9 protein-coding genes are annotated in these 10,238 nt (G+C 61.5%); 6 read left to right on the forward strand and 3 right to left on the reverse strand.

Annotation, left to right across the window (positions count from 1 at the left end; translation table 11 throughout):
* The first annotated feature begins 65 nt into the window (after positions 1–65).
* The 5 genes from LIY45_RS22155 (at position 66) to LIY45_RS22175 (ending at position 5,721) form a co-directional block, all read left to right on the forward strand.
* Positions 66–1,346 (forward strand): glycerate kinase, encoded by a 1,281-nt coding sequence (locus LIY45_RS22155; RefSeq protein ID WP_226477610.1) that lies wholly within the window; start codon positions 66–68, stop codon positions 1,344–1,346.
* Positions 1,336–2,751, forward strand: a complete 1,416-nt coding sequence (pyk, locus tag LIY45_RS22160; RefSeq protein ID WP_226477611.1) for a pyruvate kinase — start codon at positions 1,336–1,338, stop codon at positions 2,749–2,751. Before LIY45_RS22155 ends, pyk begins: the two co-directional genes overlap by 11 nt.
* Before the next feature lie 128 nt (positions 2,752–2,879).
* Complete coding sequence (locus tag LIY45_RS22165) at positions 2,880–3,755, forward strand: urea transporter (RefSeq protein ID WP_226477612.1); 876 nt, start codon at positions 2,880–2,882, stop codon at positions 3,753–3,755.
* Positions 3,756–3,786: 31 nt separating this feature from the next.
* Positions 3,787–4,611 (forward strand): ion transporter, encoded by an 825-nt coding sequence (locus tag LIY45_RS22170; protein ID WP_017477506.1) that lies wholly within the window; start codon positions 3,787–3,789, stop codon positions 4,609–4,611.
* A gap of 105 nt (positions 4,612–4,716) precedes the next feature.
* Entirely contained in the window at positions 4,717–5,721 is a 1,005-nt protein-coding gene (locus tag LIY45_RS22175; RefSeq protein WP_226477613.1) for a sulfate ABC transporter substrate-binding protein, read from the forward strand.
* 141 nt (positions 5,722–5,862) lie between these two features.
* Here LIY45_RS22175 and LIY45_RS22180 read toward each other — a convergent pair whose 3' ends face one another.
* On the reverse strand, positions 5,863–6,477 hold the full coding sequence (locus LIY45_RS22180; protein ID WP_226477614.1) for a DUF5666 domain-containing protein: 615 nt from the start codon (positions 6,475–6,477) through the stop codon (positions 5,863–5,865).
* A gap of 178 nt (positions 6,478–6,655) precedes the next feature.
* On the opposite strand from LIY45_RS22180, the gene LIY45_RS22185 reads away from it, so the two are divergent.
* Positions 6,656–7,852: an MFS transporter gene (locus LIY45_RS22185; RefSeq protein WP_226477615.1), complete on the forward strand. Its 1,197-nt coding sequence runs from the start codon at positions 6,656–6,658 to the stop codon at positions 7,850–7,852.
* Here the strand turns inward: LIY45_RS22185 and LIY45_RS22190 are convergent, their stop codons facing one another.
* Positions 7,853–8,257 (reverse strand): type II toxin-antitoxin system HicB family antitoxin, encoded by a 405-nt coding sequence (locus LIY45_RS22190; protein ID WP_017477502.1) that lies wholly within the window; start codon positions 8,255–8,257, stop codon positions 7,853–7,855.
* 134 nt (positions 8,258–8,391) lie between these two features.
* Positions 8,392–9,900, reverse strand: a complete 1,509-nt coding sequence (locus LIY45_RS22195) for a M10 family metallopeptidase C-terminal domain-containing protein (protein ID WP_226477616.1) — start codon at positions 9,898–9,900, stop codon at positions 8,392–8,394.
* Positions 9,901–10,238 lie beyond the last annotated feature (338 nt).

Here is a 10,238-nt window from a genome sequence, read left to right on the forward strand (position 1 = left end):
TCCCACGCGGAGCGTGGGAACGATCTGATGCCCCCCTGATAACAAGAATCCCCGGGAGCCCGCTTATGTCGGTCGATCCACAACACCTGCTTCGCGAGCTGTTTGCCACAGCCATCGACGCCGCCCACCCCCGGCAAGTCCTCGAGCCCTATCTGCCCGCCGACCGCAGCGGCCGTGTCATCGTGATTGGTGCCGGCAAAGCCGCCGCCGCCATGGCGCTGGTGGTGGAAAACTGCTGGCAAGGCGAAGTCGCGGGCCTGGTGGTGACCCGCTACGGCCACGGCGCACCCTGCAAGAAAATCGAAGTGGTCGAAGCCGCGCACCCGGTCCCGGATGCCGCAGGCCAGGCCGTCGCCAAGCGTGTGCTGGAGCTGATCAGCAACCTCAGCGAAGACGACCGCGTGATCTTCCTGCTCTCCGGCGGCGGCTCTGCACTGCTCGCCCTTCCGGCCGCCGGCATCACCCTGGCAGACAAACAAGCCATCAACAAAGCCCTGCTCAAATCCGGCGCCGCCATTGACGAGATGAACTGCGTGCGCAAGCACCTCTCGGCGATCAAGGGCGGGCGCCTGGCCAAGGCCAGCTGGCCGGCCACGGTCTACACCTATGCGATTTCCGATGTGCCGGGTGACCAGGCCACGGTCATCGCTTCCGGCCCCACCGTCGGCGACCCGAGCACTTCGCAACAGGCGCTGGCGATTCTCAAGCGCTATCAGATTGAAATCCCGGCATCCGTGCGCACCTGGCTGCAAAGCCCGGAGTCGGAAACCGTCAAGCCCGGCGACCCGGTCCTCGCCCGCTGCCATTTCCAACTGATCGCCCGCCCGCAGCAATCCCTGGAAGCGGTGGCGGTGAAAGTCCGCCAGGCCGGTTTCAGCCCACTGATCCTTGGCGACCTGGAAGGCGAAGCCCGAGACGTGGCCAAGGTGCACGCCGGTATCGCCCGGCAGATCATCCAGCACGGCCAACCGCTGGCGGCGCCTTGCGTGATCCTTTCTGGCGGTGAAACCACCGTGACCGTGCGCGGCAATGGCCGTGGCGGGCGCAATGCCGAATTCCTGCTGAGCCTCACCGACAGCCTCAAGGGCCTGCCCGGCGTCTACGCCCTGGCGGGTGACACCGATGGCATCGACGGCTCGGAAGACAACGCCGGCGCGATCATGACGCCCACCAGCTACGCCCGCGCCGAAGCCCTGGGCTTGAGCGCCAGTGACGAACTGGACAACAACAATGGCTACGGCTACTTCGCGGCCCTCGACGGCTTGATCATCACCGAGCCCACCCGCACCAACGTCAACGATTTTCGCGCCATTCTGATCCTGGAGAGCCCCGAACATGACGCCTGACAAGAAGGTCAAGATCCTCGCCACGCTGGGCCCGGCCACCGACAGCATCGACGACATCCGCGAGCTGGTGGAAGCCGGGGTGAATATCTTCCGGCTGAACTTCAGCCATGGCGATCATGCCGACCACGCCCAGCGCTACCAGTGGATTCGCCAGGTGGAACGCCAGCTCAACTACCCCCTCGGCATCCTCATGGACCTGCAAGGCCCGAAGCTGCGGGTCGGGCGTTTTGCCGAAGGCAAGGTGCAACTGATTCGCGGCCAGGCCCTGCGCCTGGACCTCGACCCGACGCCCGGCGACCAGCGGCGGGTCAACCTGCCGCACCCGGAAATCATCGCCGCCCTCAAGCCCGGCATGGACCTGCTGCTGGACGACGGCAAACTGCGCCTGCGGGTGATCACCAAGCACGCCGATGCCATCGACACCACCGTGCTCAATGGCGGCGAACTGTCAGACCGCAAAGGCGTGAACGTGCCCCAGGCGTTGCTGGAACTCAGCCCGCTGACCGCCAAGGATCGCCGCGACCTGAGCTTCGGCCTGGAACTGGGGGTGGACTGGGTGGCGCTGTCGTTTGTGCAACGCCCGGAAGATATCCGCGAAGCCCGCGAGTTGATCGGCGACAAGGCATTCCTGATGGCCAAGATCGAGAAGCCCTCGGCGGTGCAGCGCCTGCAGGAAATCGCCGAGCTGAGCGACGCGATCATGGTCGCCAGAGGGGACCTGGGGGTGGAAGTGCCGGCGGAGAGCGTGCCGCAAATCCAGAAGGACATCATTGGCGTCTGCCGCCAGTTGGGTAAACCGGTGGTGGTGGCCACGCAGATGCTCGAGTCCATGCGCTTCTCACCGGCGCCGACCCGGGCCGAGGTCACGGACGTGGCCAACGCGGTGGCGGAAGGGGCGGATGCGGTGATGCTCTCGGCGGAAACCGCTTCCGGTGAATACCCGCTGGAAGCGGTGTTGATGATGAGCAAGATCATTCGCCAGGTGGAAAACGGCCCGGACTACCAGACGCAACTGGACGTCAGCCGGCCCAAGGCGGATGCCACGGTGTCGGACGCCATCAGCTGCGCGATTCGCCGCATCAGCAGCATTTTGCCGGTGGCGGTGCTGGTGAACTACAGCGAATCGGGCAGCTCCACCCTGCGGGCGGCGCGGGAACGGCCGGCGGTGCCGATTCTGAACCTGACGCCGAACCTGTCCACGGCACGGCGCTTGAGCGTGGCGTGGGGCGTGCATTCGGTGGTGAATGACCGGCTGCGGCAGGTGGATGAGGTGTGTTCCACGGCGCTGGAAATTGCCCAGGCCCAGGGCATGGCGCAGCGCGGGGATACGTTGGTGATCACCGCGGGGGTGCCGTTTGGGCAGCCGGGGTCGACCAATTCGTTGCGGATCGAGACATTGATCTAATCCCCTGTGGCGAGGGAGCTTGCTCCCGCTGGACTGCACAGCAGGCCCATCTTTTGGGGCCGCTGCGCGCCCCAGCGGGAGCAAGCTCCCTCGCCACAGGATTCGGCGCTTTCCTGCAGATATTGATCATGCCCAACCAATCCTGCCCCGACTGGGCCGAAGCCCTGCTCAACGGCTTCAGCCAGATTTTCCTCCAGCGCCAGCCGCTGTGTGGCCTGCTCTGCCTGCTGGCGATCCTGATCGGCGCCCCGGCCCTGCTGGGCGGCGCACTGCTGGGCGGTGTCGCCGGCTTGCTGACTGCCCAACGCCGCGGCTATCCCAAGGCCGAGCGCCAGGCTGGCCTTTATAGCTACAACGGCGTGCTGCTCGGCTTGCTGATCAGCCAGCATTTCACCTGGTCGGCACTCTTGCCACCGTTGATCCTCGCCTGTGGCGGCCTCAGCGCGATCCTCACCCGACAATGGCTCAAGCGCGCCGCCAACCCCGATGACCTGCCCGCCTACACCGCACCGTTTGTGCTGCTCGGCTGGCTGCTGCTGGGCACCCCTGCGCCCGCCGCCTTCGCCGCCAGCGAACCCGGCACCTGGGCGCTGCTCTGCGCACCGTTTAACGGCCTCGCCCAAGTCATCCTGCTGGACCAGCCTCTGGCCGGCCTGTTGATCGCCCTCGGCCTGCTGCTCGCCAACCGCCGCGCCGCGTTGTGGGCCTTGACCGGTGCGAGCCTCGGCGTGCTGCTCGCCCTGCTGATGGACGAGCCCGCCCGCGCCCTGCTCGGCCTGCACAGCTATAACCCGGCGCTGGCCGCCTTGGCCCTCAGCCAGCATCGTCGCCAACCCTGGCTGCCGCTGATCGGCATCCTGCTGGCGATCATCCTCACGCCGGGCTTCACCGGCCTGAACCTGCCCGCGCTGACCGCACCCTTTATCCTCGCCACCTGGCTGGTGCGCGCCAGTCACCGCGTGATGCAGAAAACCCGCATGGACAGCCCCTTCGAATCCCCCTAGGCTTCGCTGATCTTCGATTCAGGCGACTTCCATGGACAGCAACAAACACTGGCGTGAACGTCTCTACGTCATGGTTTTCCAAAGCGACACCCCGGCCGGCCGACGCTTCGACAGCACCCTGCTGCTGATCATCCTTGCCAGCCTGGTGATCGTGATCCTCGACAGCATCCAGGCGGTTCACGACAACTACGCCAACGTGCTGGCCTACATCGAGTGGGGCTTCACCATCATCTTCGCCATCGAGTACGGCCTGCGGCTGTATTGCTCGCCCAAGCCGTTGCGCTATGCCTTCAGCTTTTATGGGCTGGTGGATTTGCTGGCCATCGTGCCCGGGATCCTGGCCCTGTATTACAGCGACGCGCAGTACCTGTTGATCATCCGGATCATTCGGATGCTGCGGATCTTCCGGGTGCTCAAGCTCGGCCCGTATCTCAAGCAGGCCAACTACCTGATGTCGGCGCTGCGGGGCAGCAAGCAGAAGATCGTGGTGTTCCTGCTGAGCGTCTGCACTCTGGTCACGGTGTTCGGCACCTTGATGTACGTGATCGAAGGCCCGGAACACGGGTTTACCAGCATTCCCAAGGGCATCTACTGGGCGATCGTCACCCTGACCACCGTGGGTTTTGGCGATATCGTGCCGAAGACCCCGCTGGGCCAGGTGATTTCGTCGCTGGTGATGATCACAGGTTACTCGATCATCGCCGTGCCCACCGGGATCTTCACCGCCGAGCTGGCCAACGCCATGCGTGGCGAAATGCTGCAAACCGATTGCCCGGTGTGCAAGAAAAACAGCCATGAGCCAAACGCCGCGTTTTGCTCGCGCTGTGGCAATGGGCTTTTCAAGAAAGTGGAATAAGCAAAGTTCTTTTTAATCTTTAAGCGACTATGCGCCCCCCGTTATAGTCGCTGGCATATTGCCCCCATGTGTTTCAAAACCTTCTCGAACAACAAGGAATGAGCAGTGAAAAAACTCGTTAGTGCTTCTCTCCTGGCTGCCGGTCTTGCACTGGCTGGCGTCGTCCAGGCCGCCCCGGTCACCCTGCTCAACGTCTCCTACGACGTGATGCGCGACTTCTACAAAGACTATAACGCCGCCTTCCAGAAGCACTGGGCCGCCGAGCACCCGGACGACAAGCTGACCCTGCAGATGTCCTTCGGGGGTTCGAGCAAACAAGCGCGCTCGGTGATCGACGGCCTGCCGGCTGACGTGATCACCATGAACATGGCCACCGACATCAACGCCCTGGCTGATAACGGCAAGCTGGTGCCCGACAACTGGGTTACCCGCCTGCCGAACAACAGCGCGCCCTTCACCTCGGCCACGGTGTTCATCGTACGTAAAGGCAACCCGAAAGCCCTGAAAGACTGGCCGGATCTGCTCAAGGACGGCGTACAAGTCATCGTGCCGAACCCGAAGACCTCCGGTAACGGCCGCTACACCTACCTGTCGGCCTGGGGTTATGTGCTGAAGAATGGCGGCGACGAGGAGAAGGCCAAGCAGTTTGTCGGTGACCTGTTCAAGCACGCCCCCGTGCTGGACACCGGTGGCCGTGCGGCGACTACCACGTTCATGACCAACCAGATCGGCGACGTGCTGGTGACCTTTGAGAACGAAGCAGAAATGATTGCCCGTGAATTCGGCCGTGATCAGTTCGAAGTGATCTACCCGAGCGTTTCCGCAGAAGCTGAGCCGCCGGTGTCGATCGTCGACAAAGTGGTCGAGAAAAAAGGCACCAAAGCGGCTGCCGAGGAATACCTGAAGTACCTGTGGTCGCCGGAAGGCCAGGAAATTGCCGCCAACAACTACCTGCGTCCACGTGACCCGAAAGTGCTGGCCAAGTACACCGACCGCTTCCCGAAAGTCGACTTCCTGTCGGTAGAGAAAACCTTTGGTGACTGGCGCACCGTGCAGAAGACCCACTTCAATGATGGTGGGGTTTTTGACCAGATCTATTCCGGCCAGTAAACAGCTCTAACTGGAGAAACCCGGTCAAAAATGTGGGAGCGGGCTTGCTCGCGAATGCGGTGGATCAGTCGGTACATCCGGTGACTGTCACACCGCATTCGCGAGCAAGCCCGCTCCCACATTTGTTTCAGTGTTCAGCTGTTACATCGGTGGCGTCACGCCATCCTTGCCCGCAGAAATCGCCTGGGCCGTGACGTTCCCGTCCTCGCCCTTCGCCGCAAACATCACCACTTTCACCCCCGGCTTCAGCAAGCTGCGATCACCCGGTTCCAGGTTGACGATCGGCACATCATCCGGCACCACGATCTTTTGCTCGCCGCCCTTGTACTTGACGGTCAACGTCCGGCCCTTGCTCACCACCAGGTCACCCACGGTACCGTTGGTCATGCTGCTGCCTTCCTTCAAGTCGAACGCCCGATGCCCGTCGCCGGTACCCGCCATGGCCGGTGGGAATACATGCACTTCCAGCGCCGTCAGGGTGCCATCCGCGTTCGGCATGGCCGCCGAGCCGATGTAGCTGCCTGGCTTGATGTCTTCGATCTTGGCCAAGGTGACTGCACGCACCAGCGTGTCCTTGGTCAGGTGCACGGTGACGTCTTCACCGCTGTTGACCTTGACGTGCATCGCGTCGCCGTCCATCGCGGTAATCGCACCCCGCACGCCGACACGCGGGGCATCCGCGGCCTGGGCAACGCCCACGGTCATCAGCGCGGCCAGGCTTGAGGCCAGGAGCATCTTGTTGAATGTCGTCTTCATGGCAGTGGATTTCCTGTTTATGCAGTTGTGACTGAATGTATCATCGACCTTCAGCCCAAAAGTTAACGTTTCAGTCATTAATTCCCGGCATGAGTGTTATCACCGCAGACGGGCTACTCCCGCTCCGGCTCAATCATTATTCTCGCTCGCCTCTTTCCTTCGCTTTTATGAGAACACCATGAACGCTACGCCCCACGCTACAAACACCATGACCCGAGGCATGGTGATGCTGTTTGCGTTCTGTTGCGGCGCCATCGTCGCCAACATCTACTACGCGCAACCGATCATCGAACTGATCGCCCCGGACATCGGCCTCACGCCGGCCATGGCCAGCCTGATCGTGTCCCTGACCCAGATCGGCTATGCCCTGGGCCTGTTCTTCCTGGTGCCGTTGGGCGACCTGCTGGAAAACCGCCGGCTGATGATCATCACCACCGTGGTGGCCATCGCCAGCCTGCTGGGTGCGGCGTTCACCGAACAGCCGAACCTGTTCCTGCTGGTGTCGCTGCTGATCGGCTTCAGTTCGGTGTCGGTACAAATCCTGATTCCGCTGGCGGCGCACCTGGCGCCGGCCGAATCCCGTGGCCGGGTGGTCGGCAGCATCATGGGCGGCTTGTTGCTGGGTATCCTGCTGGCCCGGCCGGTGTCCAGCGTGGTGGCCGACCACTTCGGCTGGCGCGCCATGTTCATGGCCGCCGCAGCCCTGATGGCGTTTATCAGCGTGGTGCTGATGCTGACCATCCCCAAGCGCCAACCCGATCACGCCGCCAGCTATGGCCAGCTGCTGGGCTCCCTGGGCACCCTGCTGCGCCGCCAGCCGGTGCTGCGCCAGCGCGCGTTTTACCAGGGCTGCATGTTCGCCACCTTCAGCCTGTTCTGGACTGCCGCCCCGCTTGAACTGTCCCGCAACAATGGCCTGAGCCAAAGCCAGATTGCCCTGTTTGCCCTGGTCGGAGCCCTGGGCGCCATCGCCGCTCCCATCGCCGGGCGCCTGGCGGATGCCGGTCACACCCACCGCGCTTCGCTGCTGGCGATGCTGTTTGCCGCGCTGAGCTTCCTGCCGGCCTTTGTGCACCCGCTGTACAGCGTGATTGGCCTGGCGGTGACCGGCGTGGTCCTGGACTTCTGCGTGCAGATGAACATGGTCCTCGGCCAACGTGCCATCTACGCCCTCGACGCCAACAGCCGCAGCCGCCTGAACGCGCTGTACATGACCAGCATCTTCATCGGCGGCGCCTTCGGCTCGGCGATTGCCAGCAGCGTGTATGAACATGGCGGCTGGCTGGGGGTGATGCTGGTAGGCAGCGCCTTCCCGCTGGTGGCCTTGTTGCGCTTCCTGAGTGCCTCGCGGCAAGGGGCGGTAGCAACTGCCTGATTACAACCGCACCAACTTCTCCAAAGCCGCATCCGCCAGAAATGACGAGCGGCTTTTCACTTTGTGCTCCCGCACATAACGGTCGATGCGCTGGATCACATAGCCGGGCAGGGTCACGTTGACCTTCTCGGTCTTGCCCAGATACGGCGAGATGTCGAGCTCCAACATCCCCCAGCCCATGCCGGCGTAATCCTCATTATCGTGATGGGCGGCCACCGACGTTGGCATCGGAATCACCCGGCCTTCTGCGGCGATCTCTTGCAGCATGATGTGCGCCACTTCAACCGCCGCGTTGTAAGCCTCTTCAAAACTGTCCCCGGCGGTCACCGCACCTGGAATGTCGGGGATCTGGATACCGGTGGCGACAAAGTCATCGCCCCATTCGATACAGATTGGGTATTGCATGGAAAATCTCCTTAAACCGTCCCAAATCAATAGCCTGCTTTGCACCACAGCCTCCTTGCTCTGGCTCGAATAAAGGCAACTCCAGAGTTATCTTTACTCAAGCACAGAATTCATCAGGCTGACTGGCGGCTGTTTTACCGGATGTTTGGAGTCGAGGAAGACGACCGTTTGGCAAGGCGTTGAATCAACTGCAGCAAGGCTGACAACGTCTTCGCGACCCTCTCGCTTAGCTGTGAAAGCAGGTCCGGCTTCACATCAACCGGCGGCGTCGGCGAAGGCTCCGGAGCCGGTTGCGGCACTACGTTCGGCACCGGCTGCACATTGGGCTTTTGCCGCTGCCACTGCACATCCCAAGGCTTGATCTCGCCAATGCCCCTGACCAGAAAATCGCCAGTGCCACTGCCCTTCAGGTCGATCTCCAGGCTTGAACGCCCCGTCGCAGCATCATGCTTGAGTATCGCCTCACCCGCCCGACCACTGAACCGATCAGTAAACACAAGGCCGCTGACGCCCGCCTCTTTCAAAACGCCCGAGACATCTATTTTGTCGGAGCCACTGGTAAAGTTCTCGATCAGGTCAGGATTCTGCGGCGTGGAATCACTGGCCTTGTCGTAGGTACAAACATCCGCCCCGCCGCCGCAGCGCAACGTGTCGCCACCCGCGCCACCCTTGAGCCGACAGCCACCCTGATTCGCGATCAGCAGATCGTTTCCCTTACCGCCGATGGCGTTCTCGACCAAACAGCCCTTGGCGATGGAAACATTGCCCTTCAACCCCCCCACATCCGAAAACGACTCGGCGTTCAAATTGATTGTCTGGTTTTGGGAAAACCCGGAAAAATCCAGCGTATCGTCGCCGCCGCCGTCCCATACACAGAAGATGGGTTTGTCGCTGGCACTCTTGAGGGTCATTGCCTCGCGCTCGGTATTGGAATTAAAACCGTAGGTCGTGTCGGTGTTACGGGTTTGGTGATTGGCCCCGTAAAGCCGTTGGGCCGCCGCAATATCATCCATCATCGGCGCGGACGGGCTCAGCCCTTGGAAGTCTTGACCGGATTGGTTCTTCTCCGACCAGTAACTCATCACACTGCGCGCCTTGGTATCTCCGGCATACACCGCGCCACGGTTGTAACTGGAACCACCACCGTTGTAGTTACCCGGGTGCTGCAAGCCGATGGCGTGGCCGATTTCATGCACGGTGGTCACCGAAAAGTGACTGCCCAGTGCAGGTGAACCGCCAGCCCTGCGCGTGCCGATGGTCGCCGACGTACTGCTGGTGGAGCGCGTGGGCAAGGTGGCGACGCCACCCTCACCGCGACGGTTGTTTTTGATGTTTACCGTGCCGTCCACCCCGGAGGCACGCTCCTTGAAGGTGATGTTTGCAACATCCTGCCAGGACTGCACCGCGTCATGTACACGTCGCTGCTGCTGCGGGGTGAAACTCGGATCAACGGTGTAGGACAGATCGACTTTCTTGTCGCCGTGGCGGTCGTGAAACCGCTGGTTGTCCCGCGTGATCTGTTTCGCGGCCTGATCGGTGGTGTACGTCGGCTTTGTGTTGGCGCCGAAGCCAATGGGACCCGGGTCGGACTCCGGCAAGCTTTTGAGAAAGGGCCTGATGGAAACCGCGTCAGAAGTATTCATGAGACAGAGCACTCTTATAATTAATAAACGAGCCGGAACAATCGGCATCAGCTATTAAATTCCCATGCATAAAAAGCTCGGGACAGCGCTTATTTGGTTCTCACTGAAACACGTTAACGCGGTGAAATACCCATTAAGACATTCAATAAATTACTTGCAATTTAAACAATTCAACACATACCCACAGGGTAAGCACCGGGTTGGTTTATCAGAAAAAAATAAATACCTACAAAATGGCGCCCATTTGAATACGCTAAATCGGTCTTAACAAAGACACATCCCTTCAAACTTTTCATCCAAATGCCCTTGTGATCAGGACTTCACCCCTTGACATAACT

The organism is Pseudomonas sp. MWU16-30323 (assembly GCF_020515595.1).
Classification (GTDB): Bacteria; Pseudomonadota; Gammaproteobacteria; order Pseudomonadales; family Pseudomonadaceae; genus Aquipseudomonas; species Aquipseudomonas yamanorum.

Coding starts and splice junctions, on each gene's coding strand:
- LIY45_RS22155 (WP_226477610.1), top strand. CDS start 66: ATGTCGGTCGATCCACAACACCTGCTTCGCGAGCTGTTTGCCACAGCC.
- pyk (WP_226477611.1), top strand. CDS start 1,336: ATGACGCCTGACAAGAAGGTCAAGATCCTCGCCACGCTGGGCCCGGCC.
- LIY45_RS22165 (WP_226477612.1), top strand. CDS start 2,880: ATGCCCAACCAATCCTGCCCCGACTGGGCCGAAGCCCTGCTCAACGGC.
- LIY45_RS22170 (WP_017477506.1), top strand. CDS start 3,787: ATGGACAGCAACAAACACTGGCGTGAACGTCTCTACGTCATGGTTTTC.
- LIY45_RS22180 (WP_226477614.1), bottom strand. CDS start 6,477: ATGAAGACGACATTCAACAAGATGCTCCTGGCCTCAAGCCTGGCCGCG.
- LIY45_RS22185 (WP_226477615.1), top strand. CDS start 6,656: ATGAACGCTACGCCCCACGCTACAAACACCATGACCCGAGGCATGGTG.
- LIY45_RS22190 (WP_017477502.1), bottom strand. CDS start 8,257: ATGCAATACCCAATCTGTATCGAATGGGGCGATGACTTTGTCGCCACC.
- LIY45_RS22195 (WP_226477616.1), bottom strand. CDS start 9,900: ATGAATACTTCTGACGCGGTTTCCATCAGGCCCTTTCTCAAAAGCTTG.